The sequence below is a fragment of the Devosia sp. Root413D1 genome (assembly GCF_001425235.1).
Classification (GTDB): Bacteria; Pseudomonadota; Alphaproteobacteria; order Rhizobiales; family Devosiaceae; genus Devosia_A.
Genome location: NZ_LMEA01000002.1, coordinates 1 through 17,975 on the forward strand (window position 1 = coordinate 1; position 17,975 = coordinate 17,975).

The 17,975-nt window shown below is 66.6% G+C and carries 14 protein-coding genes; 12 read left to right on the plus strand and 2 right to left on the minus strand.

Annotated features, from left to right (window positions below; genetic code table 11):
• The first annotated feature begins 374 nt into the window (after nucleotides 1–374).
• The 7 genes from ASC89_RS04145 to ASC89_RS04175 all read left to right on the plus strand — a co-directional run bounded on the left by ASC89_RS04145 (nucleotide 375) and on the right by ASC89_RS04175 (nucleotide 9,629).
• Nucleotides 375–1,394, plus strand: a complete 1,020-nt coding sequence (locus ASC89_RS04145) for a LacI family DNA-binding transcriptional regulator (protein WP_055994973.1) — start codon at nucleotides 375–377, stop codon at nucleotides 1,392–1,394.
• 105 nt (nucleotides 1,395–1,499) lie between these two features.
• Nucleotides 1,500–2,747, plus strand: coding sequence for a sugar ABC transporter substrate-binding protein (locus ASC89_RS04150; RefSeq protein ID WP_055995204.1), 1,248 nt, complete (start codon nucleotides 1,500–1,502; stop codon nucleotides 2,745–2,747).
• 106 nt (nucleotides 2,748–2,853) lie between these two features.
• Complete coding sequence (locus ASC89_RS04155; RefSeq protein ID WP_055994976.1) at nucleotides 2,854–3,786, plus strand: carbohydrate ABC transporter permease; 933 nt, start codon at nucleotides 2,854–2,856, stop codon at nucleotides 3,784–3,786.
• A gap of 3 nt (nucleotides 3,787–3,789) precedes the next feature.
• Nucleotides 3,790–4,653, plus strand: a complete 864-nt coding sequence (locus tag ASC89_RS04160; protein WP_055994979.1) for a carbohydrate ABC transporter permease — start codon at nucleotides 3,790–3,792, stop codon at nucleotides 4,651–4,653.
• Between the two features lie 14 nt (nucleotides 4,654–4,667).
• Nucleotides 4,668–6,632 carry a glycoside hydrolase family 127 protein gene (locus tag ASC89_RS04165; protein ID WP_055994982.1) on the plus strand — a complete coding sequence of 655 codons (1,965 nt, stop codon included), beginning with the start codon at nucleotides 4,668–4,670 and terminating at the stop codon, nucleotides 6,630–6,632.
• The gene (locus ASC89_RS04170; RefSeq protein WP_055994985.1) at nucleotides 6,629–7,717 is read left to right on the plus strand and encodes an ABC transporter ATP-binding protein; all 1,089 of its coding nucleotides are present in this window, start codon (nucleotides 6,629–6,631) and stop codon (nucleotides 7,715–7,717) included. The genes ASC89_RS04165 and ASC89_RS04170 overlap by 4 nt, the downstream gene beginning before the upstream one ends.
• A gap of 22 nt (nucleotides 7,718–7,739) precedes the next feature.
• Nucleotides 7,740–9,629: a beta-L-arabinofuranosidase domain-containing protein gene (locus ASC89_RS04175; protein WP_055994988.1), complete on the plus strand. Its 1,890-nt coding sequence runs from the start codon at nucleotides 7,740–7,742 to the stop codon at nucleotides 9,627–9,629.
• 41 nt (nucleotides 9,630–9,670) lie between these two features.
• Here ASC89_RS04175 and ASC89_RS04180 read toward each other — a convergent pair whose 3' ends face one another.
• Complete coding sequence (locus ASC89_RS04180) at nucleotides 9,671–10,723, minus strand: LacI family DNA-binding transcriptional regulator (RefSeq protein WP_055877436.1); 1,053 nt, start codon at nucleotides 10,721–10,723, stop codon at nucleotides 9,671–9,673.
• A 142-nt stretch (nucleotides 10,724–10,865) separates the two neighbouring features.
• Complete coding sequence (locus tag ASC89_RS04185; RefSeq protein ID WP_055877439.1) at nucleotides 10,866–12,509, minus strand: GMC oxidoreductase; 1,644 nt, start codon at nucleotides 12,507–12,509, stop codon at nucleotides 10,866–10,868.
• Between the two features lie 468 nt (nucleotides 12,510–12,977).
• Between ASC89_RS04185 and ASC89_RS04190 the strand changes: the two genes are divergently transcribed.
• The 5 genes from ASC89_RS04190 to ASC89_RS04210 all read left to right on the plus strand — a co-directional run bounded on the left by ASC89_RS04190 (nucleotide 12,978) and on the right by ASC89_RS04210 (nucleotide 17,938).
• Nucleotides 12,978–14,249 carry an extracellular solute-binding protein gene (locus ASC89_RS04190; protein WP_082533170.1) on the plus strand — a complete coding sequence of 424 codons (1,272 nt, stop codon included), beginning with the start codon at nucleotides 12,978–12,980 and terminating at the stop codon, nucleotides 14,247–14,249.
• A 211-nt stretch (nucleotides 14,250–14,460) separates the two neighbouring features.
• Nucleotides 14,461–15,348 carry a carbohydrate ABC transporter permease gene (locus ASC89_RS04195; RefSeq protein ID WP_055995206.1) on the plus strand — a complete coding sequence of 296 codons (888 nt, stop codon included), beginning with the start codon at nucleotides 14,461–14,463 and terminating at the stop codon, nucleotides 15,346–15,348.
• Nucleotides 15,345–16,175, plus strand: a complete 831-nt coding sequence (locus ASC89_RS04200) for a carbohydrate ABC transporter permease (RefSeq protein ID WP_055877446.1) — start codon at nucleotides 15,345–15,347, stop codon at nucleotides 16,173–16,175. The genes ASC89_RS04195 and ASC89_RS04200 overlap by 4 nt, the downstream gene beginning before the upstream one ends.
• Nucleotides 16,176–16,223: 48 nt before the next feature.
• Entirely contained in the window at nucleotides 16,224–17,147 is a 924-nt protein-coding gene (locus tag ASC89_RS04205; RefSeq protein WP_055994994.1) for a sugar phosphate isomerase/epimerase, read from the plus strand.
• Complete coding sequence (locus ASC89_RS04210) at nucleotides 17,144–17,938, plus strand: TIM barrel protein (protein ID WP_055994997.1); 795 nt, start codon at nucleotides 17,144–17,146, stop codon at nucleotides 17,936–17,938. The genes ASC89_RS04205 and ASC89_RS04210 overlap by 4 nt, the downstream gene beginning before the upstream one ends.
• Nucleotides 17,939–17,975 lie beyond the last annotated feature (37 nt).

The window sequence follows — 17,975 nt, forward strand, 5'->3', positions numbered from 1 at the left end:
ACTCTCAAGGTTCGGACCAGCTCGACCAGCCCCCAACACCGTGAAAACTGTCAGCGATGTATCCGGACAATAGTGTCAGCGATCTTCCCGCTTGCTCACCCACGCACTGACGGTTGGCGATGCCCCACGCATTGATAGTGAGCGGACGGGGCAGGGCCCGTGTCTGCGGCACCCCCCTCCCACCGGCCTGTCGGCCGGTCCCCTCGCGGTGAGGGCTCTTCGCCCTCATCCGCCCTCCCCCGTAAGCGGGAGAGGGCGCCCCGACTGCACGTTCCAGGCACCCCGACATCGCGTTCCCACTCGACTCCATTGACTCCACCAAACCCGATTGATAAAGCGTTTAAGCAGAGTGATGAAACCTTTCACCAGTGGCGATGCGCGATACCAAAGTGACGATCAGGGATGTCGCGGAAGCTGCGGGGGTCAGCATCGCAGCGGTGTCGAACGCGCTGAACGGCACCGGACGTTTGTCGGAGCAGACGCGCCTGGCGATCCAGGAAGTGGCGCTGCGGCTGAAGTTCCGGCCCAACCTGATGGCGCAGGCGCTGATCAAGAAGCGCACCCTGACCATCGGGCTCCTCACCGACGATACCTATGGTCGTTTCAGCTTCCCGGTGATGGCCGGCATCACCGACGCGCTGGTCGATCATGGCGTTTCGGTGCTGCTGGCTGCGGTCGACGAGGACCCCGAGCGGGCGCGGCTGCACGTCAACGCGCTGCTCGAGCGGCGGGTCGATGGGCTGATCGTTTCCGGCCGCCGCGCCGACCGGCATATCCCGCTCGACCTCAGTGATGCCGATGTCCCGGTGGTCTATGCGCTGACCGCCAGCCCGACCGGCTCGCCGACCATCACCGTCGACGACCAGGATGGGGCGCGGATGGGCGCCGACTGGCTGCTAAAGACCGGCCGCCGCGACATCGTGCACGTCACCGGCCCCGAGAGCCATCTTGCCGCCCGCCACCGCGCCGCGGGCTATCGCGAAGCCATCGGCAAGCCGGGGCGGGTCATGCACGGGCAGTGGGCCGAGCGCTGGGGACGGCAGGCGGTGGCCGAGCTCTGGTCGGGCGCCAGCCCGCCGCCGGACGGCATTACCTGCGGCAGCGACCAGATTGCCCGCGGCGTCATCGACGAGCTGCGCGAGCGCGGCATCGGGGTGCCCGAGCAAGTCGGCGTGGTCGGGTTCGACAACTGGCAGATCGTCGCCGATGCGACGCTGCCGCCGCTCACCACCATCGACATGAACCTCAGGATGCTCGGCCAGCAGGCCGGCCTGATGGTGCTGGCGATGTCGCGCGGCGAGCTCGATACCGCCGCCGAGCACAAGATTCCCTGCACCCTGGTCGTCCGCCAATCCTGCGGCGGCGGCCAGCGCGTGGAGGGTGAGGAGGTCTAGTCAACCGGCCCCGAGCTGCACATCCGGTACGTCCGGCAACGCGATGCAGCCTCGGCCACAACAGATCGCCCGCTTCATGCTGAAGGGGTGAGGATGGAGGAAACCATGAAACTTGCTCGCAACATTCTTGCGGTCAGCCTGGCCGGGCTCGTGCTCGGCACCAGCCTGCCGGTTTTCGCACAGACGACTTTGACCATGTGGTCGCGCCAGGGCAGCGCCCTGCCGGCGCTGGTCGAGGCGTTCAATGCCGGCCACGAAACCAAGGTCGACCTGCAGCTCGTGCCGTCCGACCAGATGGTGCAGAAATACGCGACGTCCGCCGCCGGCGGCTCGGCGCCCGACATTATCGGGCTCGACCTGATCTACACCCCGGCCTTCGCGGCGGCCGGCCAGCTCGAAGACCTCAGCAGTTTTGCCAAGGGGCTCACCTATTACGACCAGCTGTCCAAGGCCCATATCGAGGCCGGCGGCTATGACGGCAAGACCTATGGCCTGCCGCTGCTCGCCGAGGGTTCGGTGCTGTTGTGGAACAAGAAGCTGTTCGAGCAGGCGGGGCTCGCCCCCGATGCGCCGCTGACCAACTGGGCCGAGATCGAGGCGGCTGCCGCCAAGGTCGATGCGCTGGGTGGCGATATCAACGGCTTCTATTTCGCCGGCGCCTGCGGCGGCTGTAACGCCTTCACCTTCCTGCCGCTGGTCTGGGCCTCGGGTGGCGACATCTTCGCCGAAGGCGGCAAGAAGGCGACGCTCGATACGCCGCAGATGCACGATGCCATCAACTTCTACCGCACCATGGTGGAAAAGGGCTACGTGCCCGATGGCGCCGAAACCGACAATGGCAGCAACTGGCTCTCGACCTTTGCGGCCGGCAATATCGGCATTTCGCAGTCCGGCGCCTTCTCCATCGGCACCTTGACCAAGGAATATCCCGACGTCGATTTCGGCATCACCTTCATCCCCGGCAAGGATGGCAACCGCTCCTCGTTCGGCGGCGGCGACAATTTCGCCGTGTCGGCCGGACATGCCGACAAGCTGCCGGCGATCCAGGAATTCGTCGATTTCCTCTATTCGGTTGAGGGACAGACGATCCTTGCCAGCGGCGGCAGCCTGCCGACCCGCGCCGACGTCGCCGCCGAGGCGCTGAAGGATCAGGATCCGCGCTACGCCATTGCCGCCGAGGCGATGTCGATCGGCCGCACGCCGTCGACGCCGGTCTATAACGACCTGATCAACAGCCCGACCGGCCCCTGGGCCCAGATGCTGACCGAAGCCTTCTTCGGTGAGGATCCCGACGGCGCCATCGCCACCGCCCAGGAGACGATGCAGTCGATCATCGACAACTACGGCAAGTAAGCCCGACCGGCATGGCTCTCGCGCCATGCCCTGTCCGGAGCCCCGACCTCCCGGTGGGCTCCGGACACCCTTTGCCCGCCCCTTCTCAGCAAGTTCGATGACAGCAATGGCCACTGAGACCCTCACCACCGCCAGCAGCCCAAGGCCAACCCGAAATCCGCGTCGCAGACCAGGCCGCCGGCAGCTTGTCGGGCTGCTCTTTGTCGCCCCGGCGCTGCTGCTGGTTGTCGCTTTCTTCGTCATCCCCCTGGGGATGACCGCCTGGATGTCGCTGCACAACTGGCCGCTGCTCGGCAAATCGAGCTTCATCGGGCTCGGCAATTACGAGGCGCTGCTGGCCGACGGGCGCTTCTGGAGCGCCATGCGCTTCACGCTCTACTACACCGTCGTCGTCACCGTCGTGATCTTCGCCGTGGCCTTCCCGCTGGCGCTGTTCGTCGAACGCCAGCGTCCGCTGGCCGGGTTCTATCGCACCATCTATTTCCTGCCGGTGGTGGTGGGCTTCGGTTCGGCCAGCCTGCTCTGGGCCTGGCTGATGAATGTCGATGCGGGGCTGTTCGGTCCCGCCTTGCAGCAACTGGGCCTCACCGAAAAGCGCATCAACATCCTTTCCAGCTTCGATGCGACGTTCTGGTCGGTCATCGCCATGGTGGTCTGGAAGACCTCCGGCTTCACCATGATCATCCTGATGACCGGGCTGCAGGGCATCCCGACGGACCTGCGCGAGGCGGCCCGCATCGATGGCGCGTCGCGCCCGCAGCTCTTCACCCGCATCACCCTGCCGCTGATGCGCCGCACCATCGCGCTGGCGCTGATCCTTTCGGTCGCAGGCTCCATGCTGGCCTTCGACCAGTTCTACATCATCGCCCAGGGCGGCCCGCGCAACACGACGCTCACGGCGGTCTACTGGATCTTCAACTCGTCGTTCGTCTCCTTCCGCATGGGTTATGGCGCGGCGCTTTCCATGGTGCTGCTGGTGATCCTTTTAGCGATCAGTGTCGTCCAACTGCGGATCCTCCGCACGCATGAGGGGATCTGAGCCATGTCAGCCCGCCAGGCCGCCCGCCGCCGCAAGGCTCTCCTCAACGGCATCGCCCGCCATGGTTTCGGCATGGGCGTTGCCTTGCTCTTCCTCGCTCCCCTGGCCTGGAGCATCCTCGTCAGCTTCAAGCGGCCGATCGAGGCGCGAAAGCCGCCCATCCCACCCTGGCCGGTCGATGGCGCGACGCTCGACAACTATGCGGTGCTGAACGATTTCGGCGCCGGGATCTGGGCCCATGCCGGCAACAGCCTGACGGTGGCGCTGGGCACGGTGATCATCTCGGTGATCGTCAGCCTGCTGGCCGGCTATGGCTTCTCGCGCTTCAAGTTCCCGTTCAAGAACACCCTGTTCGTCCTGATCATCATGTCGATCATGGTGCCGTTCCAGTCGATCCTGACGCCGCTGTTCCTGATCCTGTCGGCGCTGAAACTGCAGAACTCGCTGTTCGGGCTGATCCTCGTCTACGTGACGCTGCAGCTGCCGTTCTCGGTGTTCATGATGCGCAATGCGTTCGACGCGGTGCCGCGCGAGATCGAGGAGGCGGCGCGGGTCGATGGCGCTTCGGTCTGGCTGGTGCTGGTCAAGGTCATGCTGCCGCTGGTGTTTCCGGGCGTGGTCACCGTCGCGATCTTTGCTTTCCTCAACTCGTGGAACGAGTTCCTTGCCGCGCTGATCTTCATGACCGACCAGGACAAGTACACCCTGCCGATCCTGATGACCGCGGTGGCCTCGGGCCAGTTCGGCACCATCAACTGGGGCGCCATCCAGTCCGGCGTCACCGTGATGATGCTGCCGTGCCTCGCGCTCTTCCTCCTCCTCCAACGCTACTACGTCCGTGGCCTCACCGCGGGCGCCGTCAAATGATCCGGGAACCTCAGATGACTGCCATTTCCGCCGAGCCGCCCGTCCAAGCCCCTTTGGCCTTCCGCCCGCTGCGCATCCCGCAGGTTGCGGTCAACGGGTTCTGGGGCCAGCACATCGACGCCGTGGCCAACAAGACCGTCGACATCCTCTATGAGCGGTGCCTCGCCGCCGGCATGTTCGACCAGATCGACCCGACCCGGCCGGTGCCCGAGATGCGCCTGCCGTTTCGCCGGAACCAGTACGGCGTGCTCGACACCATCACGGCCCAGATGTTCTGGGATTCCGACGTCGCCAAGGTGATCGAGGCCGCCGCCTACGCGCTCTATCGCCGCCCCAATCCGGCGCTCGAAGCGAAGATGGACCGGATCATCGAGATGTTCGCGGGCCTGCAGCAGGGGGATGGCTACCTAAACTCCTGGTACATCCGCATGCAGCCGGGCAAGCGCTGGACGAACCTCCGCGATTGTCACGAGCTCTACTGCGCCGGTCACCTGATGGAGGCGGCGGTCGCCTATCACCAGGCGACCGGCAAGCGAAAGCTGCTCGACGCCATGATGCGCTATGCCGACCACATCGAGCGCACCTTCGGCACCGGCCCGGGCCAGAAGCCCGGCTATTGCGGCCACGAAGAGATCGAGCTGGCGCTGGTGCGGCTGGCGCGCGAGACCGGCGAGCGGCGCTATCTCGAGCTCGCCAAATATTTCGTCGAGCAGCGCGGGCAACAGCCGCATTATTTCGACGTCGAGGCAGAGGCGCGCGGCGAGAACGCCAAGGGATCCTGGCCGGCATCGCTCCATGCCGATTTCCGCTACACCCAGTCGCATGTGCCAGTGCGCGAGCAGCAGAAGGTGGTCGGGCACGCGGTGCGCGCCATGTATCTCTATTCGGGGATGGCCGATATCGCCGCCGAATATGGCGACAGCTCGCTCACCGAGGCGCTGGAAATCCTCTGGAACGATCTGACGGGCAAGCAGATGTACGTCACCGGCGGCATCGGCCCATCGGCCTCCAATGAGGGGTTCACCGACTATTACGACCTGCCCAACGATACCGCCTATGCCGAGACCTGCGCCTCGGTGGGCCTGGTGTTCTGGGCCAGCCGGATGCTCGGCAGCGCGCCCGACCGGCGCTATGCCGATGTGCTGGAACAGGCCCTCTACAATGGCGCGCTGACCGGGCTGTCGCGCGATGGCTCGCGGTTCTTCTACGACAATCCGCTCGAAAGCCACGGCCAGCATCACCGCTGGGATTGGCACAAGTGCCCGTGTTGCCCGCCCAATATCGCGCGGCTGGTGGCCTCGATCGGCACCTATATTTACGGCGTCTCCGACACCGGCGTCGCGGTGCATCTCTATGCCGACAGTGTTTCGAAGCTTGAGGTGGCGGGCGCCGACCTGACCCTGACGCAGAGCACCGACTACCCGTGGGATGGCGCCGTTCGTCTCACTATCGGGCTCGACCGTCCGACGCGCTTCACCCTGTCGCTGCGCATCCCCTCCTGGTGCCGCAACGCCAGGGTGGCGATCGGCGGCCAGGACGTGCCGGTCGAGACCGGCAGCTCGGGCTATCTCACGATCGAGCGCGAGTGGCGCGATGGCGATGTGGTCGAGATGGCGCTGCCGATGGAGGCGCGCCCGGTGCGGGCCCACCCGAGGGTCCGGCAGGATACCGGCCGGGTCGCAGTGGCGCGAGGGCCCTTGGTCTACTGCCTCGAAGAGGCGGACAATGGTGGGCAGCTCAATTCGCTGCTCTTGCCGCGCAGCCTTGGCGGCATGGCCACCGCGCCGATCACCGAGTTCGGCGGCGCGGTCAGCCTGTCGCTGCCGGCGTTGCGCGAGGATGATGGCGCCTGGTCGGCAGAGCTCTACCGCTCGGATGTGCCCGGGCTGAGCGACACCACGGCGCGCTTCGTGCCCTATTACCTGTGGGACAACCGGGCCCCGGGCGAAATGCTGGTGTGGGTGAGGTCCGCGACATGAGCATGCAGTCGGAAACTCTGGTGAAGGCCGATATCGAGCTGCGCCATGTGCAGAAGAGCTTTGGCTCGGTCGATGTCATCCACGGCCTCGACCTCACCATCAATGGCGGCGAGTTCGTGGTGTTCGTCGGCCCGTCGGGCTGCGGCAAATCCACCTTGCTGCGGATGATCGCCGGGCTCGAGGAGGTCACCGATGGCGACATCCTGATCGGTGGCCGCGATGTCACCGATTCCGATCCGGCGCGGCGCGGCATCGCCATGGTGTTCCAGTCCTACGCGCTCTATCCGCATATGAGCGTCAAGGATAACCTCGCTTTCGGGCTGAAGATCGCCCATACGCCGCCGGCCGAGGTCGAAGCCCGGGTCGGCGCGGCGGCCGAGATCCTCAAGATCAATCATCTGCTCGAACGCCGCCCCGGCCAGCTGTCGGGCGGGCAGCGCCAGCGCGTCGCCATCGGCCGCGCCATTGTGCGGAAGCCGCTCGCCTTCCTGTTCGATGAGCCGCTGTCCAACCTCGACGCGGAGCTGCGCGTCTCGATGCGTATCGAGCTGGCGCGGCTGCATCGCGAGCTCGGCAACACCATGGTCTATGTCACCCACGACCAGATCGAGGCGATGACGCTGGCCGACAAGATCGTGGTGTTGCGCGACGGCCGGATCGAACAGGTCGGCACCCCGCGACAGGTCTACGAAGACCCCGACAACATGTTCGTCGCCGGCTTTATCGGCTCGCCGCGGATGAACTTCCTTGCGGCGCGCCTGCGCGACAGGCGCACTGTCGAAGTCGCCGGCGCCAGCCTGGCGCTCGCGGCCGAGCTTGGCGCGGCCCCCGGCGACATCCAGTTCGGCATCCGGCCCGAACACCTCCATCCCGGCGCCGAGCGCCCGGGCGCCATCGCGGCGCGGGTCGATTTCTCCGAGTATCTGGGCAACACGCGTTACCTCTACTGCGTCACCGGCAGCGGCGAGACCGTCGTCGCCGAGCAGCGCGACGGCGACGACTTCGAGCCCGGCCAGCCGGTCTGGCTCGGCTGCGAGCCCAGCCAGATGCGGCTCTTTGCCAAGACCGGCGAACGGCTGCGCTAGCCCCAACTTTTCAGGATCCGATATGACCGCCAGTTCCCCCGTCGCCAACCGTGCGCCGCTGCTCGAGACGCCGTTCATTCCCTTGCCGCTTGGCAGCGTCAGGGCAGGGGGGTGGCTCGCCAATCAGCTGAAGCTGCAGGCTACGGGGATGACCGGCCATGCCGAAACGATCCTGCCATCGCTGGGGCCGGACAGTGCCTGGCGCGGCGGCACGGGCGAAGACTGGGAGAAGGGGCCGTATTACCTCCGCGGGCTGATCAGCCTCGCCTTCCTCCACGACGATGCCGACCTCAAACAGAAGGTCCAAGCGTGGGTGGATGCGCTGCTCGACGGGCAGCAGCCGAACGGCCAGATCGGCCCCGCCTCCAATCTCGACTGGTGGCCGCGCATGGTGATCTGCTGGGCGCTGCGCGACTATCACGAAGCCACCGGCGACGCGCGCATCATTCCCGCCTTGCTGCGCTATGCCCGCTACCTCGGCGATACCATCGCCAGCCAGCCGCTGCACAACTGGGCCCGCGCCCGGGTGGCCGACCAGATCGACACGCTGTTCTGGCTCTACAACCGCACCGGCGAGAGTTTTCTGCTCGAGATCGCCGACGCCCTGCCGGCGCAGGGCAATGGCTGGCTGGAGTTCTTCAATACGCTGGAAGTGAAGGAGACCGACTTCGCGCCCAGCCACGCCGTCAACGTCTCGCAGGCGATGAAATACCCGGTGGTGCTCTACCAGCGCAGCGGCGAGGCGAGCCATCGCGACGCGTTCGGCATCGGCTACGAGAAGCTCCGCCAGGAGCACGGCCTCGCCTTCGGCATGTGGAGCGGTACCGAGGCGCTGGTCGGCCATTCCGACACGCAGGGCGTCGAACTCTGCTCGATGGCCGAACAGATCCTCAGCAACGCCATGGCGCTCAAGGTGCTGGCCGACCCAGCGATCGGCGACGAACAGGAGCGGATCGCCTTCAACCTCCTCGCGGCGGCCACCACCAAGGATTTCAAACAGCACCAGTATTACTCGCTGCCCAATATGCCGGTGGCGCGCACCAACCCGCGCGGGCTCATGCCGTTCCGCGACGACCATGGCGACGACCTGCTGGTCAGCCCGCATTCGGGCTTTCATTGCTGCTGCTACAACCTGCACATGGGCTGGCCCAAATATGTGCAATACGCCTGGATGGCGACGGCCGAAGGCGGCCTTGCTGCCGTCGCCCATGGTCCGACGACGGTCTCAACCGAGATCGATGGCGTCGCGGTCAGCATCACCCAGCAGACGGACTATCCGTTCGAGGATACCACCCGCTTTATCGTCGACACTGCCCAGCCGGTGTCGTTCCCGCTGCTGCTGCGCATCCCGCGATGGAGCAAGGCCACCCGGGCCGAGCTCAACGGTCAGCCGATCGACGCCGTGGTTGCCGGCAGCTTCCTGCGGGTGGAACGCCAGTGGCAGAGCGGCGACACCGTCACCTTGAGTTTCGACGCCCCGGTCAGCCTTGCTACCGGCCATAGCGGCAGCGTCAGCGTCTGGCGCGGTCCGCTGGTGTTTTCGCTCCGCATCGCCGAACAGCGCACCATCCTCAAGCCGTTGCCCGACGGCTTCGACGAGATGGAGTTCTCGGCGCGATCGCCGTGGAATTACGGGCTCGACCGCGATGCCAATGGCGGCGCGATCGACCTCGCGATCGAGCGTTCGCCGATGCCCGTCAACCCATGGCTGCCCGAGACGTCGCCGATCAGCCTGACCCTGGCCGGCATCCCGCTGCCGCAATGGACGCTGGCGCGCGACGACCACATTGCCGACGAAACGCCGCTGAGCCCGATCCGCGACACCACGCCAAACCAACCGATCCGCCTCGTCCCCTGCGGCGCCCAAACGCTCCGCATCACCGCCTTCCCATGGCGCGGCGGCGCGGGGTGAGGGAACGCCGCTCCGATCACCCACAATGCAGCGCATCAGGCTCAGCGGGCCCTGACACTGTCCCGCAGCACGATGGTGCAGGGCACCTCGAAGCGGTGCTGGTTGGAGCGGTGTTCGCCCAGCACAATGTCGGTGATGAGGTGGGCGGCGCGGCGGCCGAGTTCGGCGGTGTCCTGCTGCACCGTCGAGAGCGACGGGGTCATGAACGGGCCGACGGCGGCGCCGTCGAAGCCGATCACCGAGACATCGCCTGGCACCGCGAGGCCGGCATCGAGCACGGTCTTGATGAAACCGATGGCGGTATCGTCGTTGGCGCAGATCACCGCGGTGGGGCGGTCGGCGGGGTCGAGCCCGAGGAACTCGTGGCCGGCGGCGATGCCGCCCGAAAAGTTGAAATCGCCCTGGCTGAGGGTCAGCGCGCTCTCGGGCAGGCCGCTGGCCTCGAGCGCGTCGCGCACGCCGCGCAGCCGCTCGATCTCGTGGTAGTTGTCGAGCCGCCCGCGCACATAGAGGAAGCGCCGGTGGCCGAGCCCCACCAGTTGCGTTGCGGCATTGCCGATGGCCTCGTGGTCGTTGCTGACGACGCTGGGGATGTTCTTGCCGCTCAAATCAAAGTGCAGCGAAACCATCGGCAGGCCGAGGTCGCCGAGGCTGCGCCCGGCGACTTCGGGGATGTTGGTCGCCATCAGCAACACGCCCGACACCGTGCCGCCCAGCGCCACGGTGAGGATATGCTCGTCGGTATCGGCCTCGCGCGAGACGTTGGCGATGAGCAGCGAAAAGCCGCGCTCGCTGAGCCCGCTGCCGGTGGCCCGCAGCACTTCGGTGACGGTCTGCGAGGCGCCGGTATAGAGCTCCTCGGGGAGGACGATCATGATGGTCCGGGCGGTACCGATCCGGAGGTTCCGAGCCGTCTGGTTGCCACCGGTATAGCCGAGCTTTTTCGCCGCGGCCTCGACCTTGAGCCGGGTCGGCTCGGCGATGCGACCCGGCATAGTCAGGGCGCGGCTCACCGTCGATGTCGCGACGCCGGCTTCCCGCGCGACATCGGCAATCGAAGGTCCCGCCGTCCGAATCTCCGTCCGCTTCGCCATCGCTTGAGCCGGTTCTCCATGGGCGGGATTGTGACGTAACAGCAGAGGGTTGTGAGCGTCTAGGGGTGGGTGGGGGCACCGGCCGTGCCGCAATCCTCCCCCGCGGGGCGGGGGAGGATGAAGGAGAGTCCTGCGGCTCCCCCTAACCCCGCAACTCCCCCGCCAGCTGCCGGCACGCCCGGATCGTCATCGCCATGATGGTCAGCGTGGTGCCCGAGACGCCGCCGCCGGGGAAGGCGCTGGCGTCGGTGACCAGCAGGTTGGGCACGTCCCAACTGCGGTTGTAGCGGTCGAGCACCGAATCCGCCTGCGCCGCGCCCATGCGCGCGCCGCCCGCTTCGTGGATGGCGGCGCCCATCACCATGGTCTGTTTGAACAGGGTGCGGAAGGCCAGCCGGCTCAGCGGGTCGGCATCGGGGTAGGCGCCGCGGCCCATTTCCCTGAGGCCCAAAGGCGAGCCGATATACTCGAGCTCGCCGCCGGCGCCCTCGACGGTTTCGACCAGGGCGGCGAGTTCGCGCTCCAGCGTCTGCTTGTCCTCGGGGCCGATCTTGCAACGGATATGGGCGATCGGCATGCCCCAGGCGTCCTTGCGACGCGGGTTAAGGGTGACGCGGTTATCCGGGTCGGGCGCCATCACGCCATAGCCGAAAAAGCTGAGCCGGGCCGGGCGGTCGGGCGCAGTGCGGCTGCGGCCGATCGAGCCCTGGTAGGCGAAATCAGTGCTGGCCGTGCCGTCCGCGCCGACGAAGCGGGGCAGGTAGACGCCGCCCGAGGGGCCGTAGAACGGATCTGATGGAGCCGTGTCGGCGGTCGACCAACCCGTGGCGGCGGGGAAGGTGCCGGCGGCGACGGAGGGCAGCTGATCGACGAAATACCGCCCGAGCGTTCCGGAGCTGTTGGCGAGGCCGAGGGGGTGCCGGTCGGAGGCGGAGTTGAGCAGCAGCCTGATGCTCTCGACCGGCGAGGCGCAGAGCACCACGGCGCGGGCGCTGAGCACCTGGACCTTGCCGGTTACCGTATCGATCGCCTCGACACCGGTGGCACGGCTGCCGGTCGCGTCGGTCAGCACTTTTCGGGCGATGGTGTTGTAGCGGATGTCGAGCCGGCCCGAGGCGATGGCTTCGCGCAACGGGCGCAGCACGCGGGTCGGTTCGGGGCCGATATAGCGCCAGGTCACCACCTTGCGCTCGGGCCATTGCGCTTCGACGGCGGCCTTGAACTGCTGCTCGGGTCCGGTCAGTTCGGCGCGATGCGCATAGAGGCTGTCGGGCAGGGTGGGGACGTTGTCGGGCTGGCCATAGAGTTCGAGCGCGCGCTCGACTTCCTCGTAATACGGGGCGAGCTCGGCATAATCGATCGGCCAGTCGACGCCCCGGCCGGTGCGGCTTCGGACTTTGAAATCATCATCGGTCCAGCGCAGCAGCACCCGCCCGAAAGTGTGCGTCCGGCCGCCGGCCTGGCGGGCCCGTATCCAGACGAAGGGCGCGTCCTTCGGCGTCGAGTAGGGGTGCTTGATGTCGTTGACGAACAGATGCCGCATCCGGCCATCGAAGAACGCGGCGCGCGCCTGCACGCCCTGGCCGCTCAGCGTCGCCTTGGCCCGCTGCCAGAGGTTAATATCGGTCTGGCGCGGGCGGTCGGCGGCATCGAAATCGGCCGGCCCGATCTCGGGGCCCGCTTCGAGCTGCAACACCTTCAGCCCCTGCGCCGTGAGTTCCTGCGCCGCGAAGATCCCGGAAGCGCCGGAACCGACAATCAGCGCGTCGTAGGTGGCATCAGCCATGGTGAGAATTGCTCCGTTTGAAAAAGGTTGGGTCACCGGCGGTGCAGTCGTGATCCTCCCCCGCGGGGCGGGGGAGGGGGACCGCCCGAAGGGTGGTGGAGGGGGGAGCCAAAGCCGAGACTCTTGCCGCCCCCTCCACCAGCTTNAAGAGTCTCGGCTTTGGCTCCCCCCTCCACCACCCTTCGGGCGGTCCCCCTCCCCCGCCACGCGGGGGAGGATGATTGAGAGACCGGTGCGTGCATTCCCCCGACAACTAACCAATCAGCGCCAAGGGCTTAGCGCCCGGTCCGCTGTCGCTCTCAACTGCCCATCTCATGTGCACAAATCCCGCTTGCGTAGAAAATCAGCATATGCAACCAATAGCGTCATGGCAATCGATTGCCAAGCCTAACCGGTGTCTCGAGGGAAGACGTTTAGACGGCGCCCACGGACACCAGTGCCCACTCATCACCAGCTCGGGGAACAGGTATGAAGTCCACCAATCGTGTAGCTCGGAGGGCCGTCCTTATCGGCGCCTCCGCCTTGGCCGCGTCGCTCGGCCTCGCCGCCACTGCCCATGCCCAGACCATCGACGATGCTCCGGCGAGCGGGGTACTGCAGCTCTGGATCGGCGGCGCCGAGGGCGAGAAGCTGCCGAGCTTCCTTGCCGATTTCGAGAAGGCCAACCCTGAGCTGAAGGTGGAGATCACCCAGATCCCGTCCGACCAGTTCGACGCAAAACTGTTGACCGCCATTGCTGCCGGCACGGTGCCCGATCTGGTGCGGCTCTATTCGCAGAGCCAGGCCAGCCTGATGGCGACCGGGGCCTTTGCAGCGGTGCCTGAAGGGCTGGTCAAGGCCGAGGATTTCTTCCCCGGCGCCTATGCCACCAGCGTCAAGGGCGGCGTGGCCTACGGCGTGCCGATGGATGCCTATGCCACCATGTTCCAGTATCGCAAGGATCTGGCCGACAAGGCCGGGCTCGGCGCGCCCAAGACCTGGGACGAGATGAAGGCCTTCGCCAAGGCGATGCAGGGGCAGGGCGCCACCTGGGGGCTCGGCATGGATATCGGCTACGATATCTACAACGCCCAGGGCCTCAACGAATATGTGCACCAGAACGGCGGCGGCTTGCTCAGCGCCGACGGCACGCAATGGACCATCAATTCCGACGCCAATGTCGCGGCGCTCGACTATTGGGGCTCGTTCTTCTCCGAGGGGCTCGCCTCGCCCGACGGCCCGAAATTCCTCGATACCGTGCCGTGGTTCACGTCCAACGAGATCGCCGGCAAGGATATCGGCCCCTGGTTCGAGCAGTGGCTGGTCGATGCCAATGGGCGCGAGTGGGTGAATGCCAACCTCGCCACGGCCATCATGCCGGCCGGCCCCGCCGGCAGCGTCTCGGCGCTCGGCTCGGGCAGCCTCGCGGTGCTGAAGGACGGCAAGAACCCGACCGCCGCCTGGAAGCTGGTGCGCTACATGACCCAGCCTGAAACCCAGGTCGCCTGGTACAAGTATTTCGGCAGCCTCCCTGCCGTGAAGGCGGCCTGGGACGATCCGGCGATTGCCGCCAACGGGCTGCTCAATGCCCAGCGCGAGGCACTGCAGACCGCCGTCGACGTGCCGCAGGTTTCAACCTGGAACCAGGTCGGCACCTATCTCGGCCAGCAGATGGAACTGGTGGCCCGCGGCCAGGCAACGGCCAAGCAGGTACTCGACGACGTGCAGGCCTTCGCAGAGTCGGCGGGGGTGGGGAACTGAGGCAGGCGCTATAGGGCGCGGGATGGTTCGGTTCGCATAGAGCACCCCCCAACCTGTCCCTCCCCCGCAAGGGGGGAGGAGACCAAAACACTGGCGCCGGTGAGGGCGTCTCCCTCCCCCTTGCGGGGAGGGGGCAGGGGAGGGGGTACTCTTCCCGCACCGGCCCGGGAACTCGGCGGAAACATCGTCTCGGAGAATTCTGTTGGCCAATGTGGGCACAAGGCGGGGATCGTCGTGGCAGGCTGCCACGGCCTGGCTGTTCGTCGCGCCGTTCCTCGCGATCTTCCTGGTCTTCACCGCCATCCCGGCGCTGGTGGCGCTGGTCTATAGTTTCACCGATATGGGCGTTGCCGATATCCGGCACCCGCTCGAGGTGGATTTCACCTTCCTCGATACGTTTGCCCGCGTGCTCACCAATGCCGGGTTCCTCAAGTCGCTGTGGACCACCGGGATCTTCATCGTCATCAGCGTGCCCCTGACGATGACCATCGGGCTGATCCTCGCACTCGCCCTCAACAGCGGCATCAGGCGGCTCCGCGCCGTCTATCGCTCGGCCTTCTACCTGCCTGTCATCACCAACATCGTCGCCGCCGCGGTGATCTGGCAATACGCCTTCACATTGAAGGGGCCGGTCAACACCTTCCTCGGCTCGCTCGGCCTCCTCGGCCCCAACTGGCTGGGCGACCCGAACATGGCGATCGGCACGGTGATCCTCCTCACCACCTGGCGCAATGTCGGTACCTGCATGGTGCTGTTTCTCGCCGGGTTGCAGGCCATTCCCGAGGATGTCTACGAGGCGGCGGCGATCGACGGCGCCTCGGCCTGGCGGCGCTTCCTCTCCATGACCCTGCCGCTGCTGAAACCGGCGACCGTGCTGGTCAGCGTCCTGATGACAGTCTCCTACATGAACATTTTCGATGAGCCGTACCTCCTCACCAAGGGCGGGCCGCTCAGCGCAACCAAGTCGGTGGCGCTCTGGGTCTACGAGCAGTTCGGGCACGGCAATATCGCCGCGGCGATGGCCGGCTCCTACGTGATGCTGGCGATCGTGGTGCTGCTCGGCATCCTTCAGCTCAGGCTGCTGAGCGCCTGGCGATGAGCGGCAAGCACCCGTTGCGCACCGCGCTGCTCTACGCCGCACTGACCCTCGTGGCAGCCATCGTGCTCATGCCCTTCGTCTGGGTGCTGTTCGGCGCCTTCAAGACGCAGGGCGAGATCATGGCGGCGCCGGGCGCCTGGCTGCCGCAGGATTTCTCCAACCTCGCCAATTTCGCCGAGCTGTTCGAGCGCCGGCAGTTCGGCACCTATATGGGCAATTCGCTGATCGTTTCGGCGTTCACCGTCGCCTCGAACGTCTTGTTCAGTTCGCTCGCCGGCTATGCGCTGGCCAAGCTCCCGTTCAAGGGCAGCAAGCTGGTGTTCGGCTGCATTCTTGCAGCGATGATGATCCCCTATATCGCGCTGTTCGTGCCGCAGTTCTTCATCATCGTGCAGTTCGGCTTGGTCAATACGCTGGCCGGCATCGTGCTGCCGATCGCGGTGATGCCGATCGCGGTGTTCATCATGCGCCAGTTCGCGGATTCGGTGCCCGACGAGCTGCTCGAAGCCGCCCGGCTCGATGGCGCCGGCGAGTTCCGCATCTTTTTCGGCATCTTCCTGCCGCTGGTCGGGCCGGCGATCGCCACGGTCGCCATCATCACCTTCCTCAACTCGTGGAACTATTTCCTCTGGCCGCTGATCGTGGCGCAGGACCAGGGCACCTACACGCTGCCGGTCGGGCTCGCCGTCGCCAGCCAGGCGGCGCGCTCGATCGACTATGGCCTGCTGCTCGCCGGCGCCATCGTGGTGCTGCTGCCGGTGCTGATCCTGTTCCTGTTTTTACAGAAGTACTTCGTGCGCGGCGTTGCCGTTACCGGGCTGAAATAGCTCCCCGGCGCGCCCTTCCTCTCAATTTCATCCAGCGGAGATAGACCCATGGCCAGCCGGCTCGCGACCGACATCATCACCTTCTACCACCCCCGGTTCTGGGGCCTCGAGAGCGATGCGGAACTGGGGAGCTGGGCGGCGGCCAATCTCGACAAGTTCTGGGGCACGGTGCTCAACGCGCTCGCCGAAGCCGGCGTCAGCGGGCTCGAGCTGACCTTCGCGCCCGGCAGCATCGACAACGTGCTGAAGGCGTTCGGCAGCGCCAAGGCGTTCCGGGCCGAGCTCGAAAGCCGCGGCCTCGCGGTGGTCAGCGCCTTCATGGCCGATGCACCGGCCTGGAGCGGCAACGCCGATCTCGGCGCCATTGTCGCCGATGCGGAGCGGCGGGCGGCGTTCATCGCCGAAGCGGGTGGCGAGATCCTCGTCACCGGGTTGCCGATGCGGAAGACCCGCGGGGTGCGGCCGCCGATGTTCATCGATCAGGCGTTCATGGCCGAGATGGCCGGCATCGCCCATGCGGTGGGCGAGGCGATCGAGGGGGCCGGCATCAAGCTGGCGCTCCATACCGAATCCAACAGCGCGCTGTGGTACGAGCGCGATATCGCGCTGTTCATGGCCTATACCGACCCGCGCTATGTCTGGCTTTGCCCGGATTCCTGCCACATCACCTTGGGCGGCGGCGATCCGGTGCGGGTGGCGCTCCAGCACGACCAGCGCATCATCCTCGCGCACTGGAAGGATGCGGTGGGCAAGATCGAGACCGATCTCACGATCGACCACACCATCTACAGCCAGCAGCAGCGTTACATGGCCGATTTCGGCGCCGGCATTGTCGATTGGAATGCCTGGTCGGAAGCGATGCTCGCGACCCCGGGCGCCGACATCGTGCTGCTCGAACTCGATGCGGCGAGCGATCCGGTCGCGGCGCTGAAGGCGGGCCGGGCAGTGGTCGACGCGGTGCGGGGGAAGTGATCGACTTTTCCATCTCGATCGAGCTGGCCTTCGCCGAAGGCGATCGTCCGTTCCCCGACCGGGTGCGGGCGGCGGCCGCGGCCGGCTTTCCGGCGGTGGAAATCTGGGACTGGCGGGACAAGCCGCTCGCGGCGCTGGGCCTCGCTTTGCGCGACACCGGCACCAAGCTCGAAACGCTCTGCGTCGAGGATTGGCGCAACAAGTGCCAGTTGGCCGAGCCGGCCGAGCACGCCGAGTTCGTGCGGCGGGTGGCCGAGACGGCGGCGGTGGCGGTCGAGCTCGGCTGTCCGAAGCTGGTGGTGCTGGCCGGCGACATCAGTGCCGGCGTGGCGCTCGAAACGCAGCTCGCGGCCGCCGGCGAGGCGCTGGCCCGGGCGTCCGATGCGATTGCCGGCCTGCCGGTGGAGCTGCTGGTGGAAGTGGTGAACCGGCAGTTCGAGGGGCCGAACGCGCTGCTGCAGGATAGCGAAAGCGCGCTCGACCTGCTGCGCCGGCTGGGCCGGCCGAATGTACGGTTCCTCTATGACCGCTACCACGCCATCCTCAACGGCGAGGCGCTCGGCTGGGCGGTGGCGGGGAACATGCCGCTGGTGGGGCACGTCCAGGTGGCTGACATTCCCGGCCGGCACGAGTTCGGGGCAGGGGCGCATGACTGGGCAGCGGAATTCAACTGGCTGCTGCAGGCCGGCTATGCGGGGTTTGTCGGGATCGAGGCGATGCCGGTCGGGGCGAGCGACGGGCTTTACGAAGGCGCGCAGGCGGTGTTGCGGGGGGTGTCGGACGGCCACTGAACGTGCAGTCGGGATTCCCTCYCCCGCMWGCGGGRGA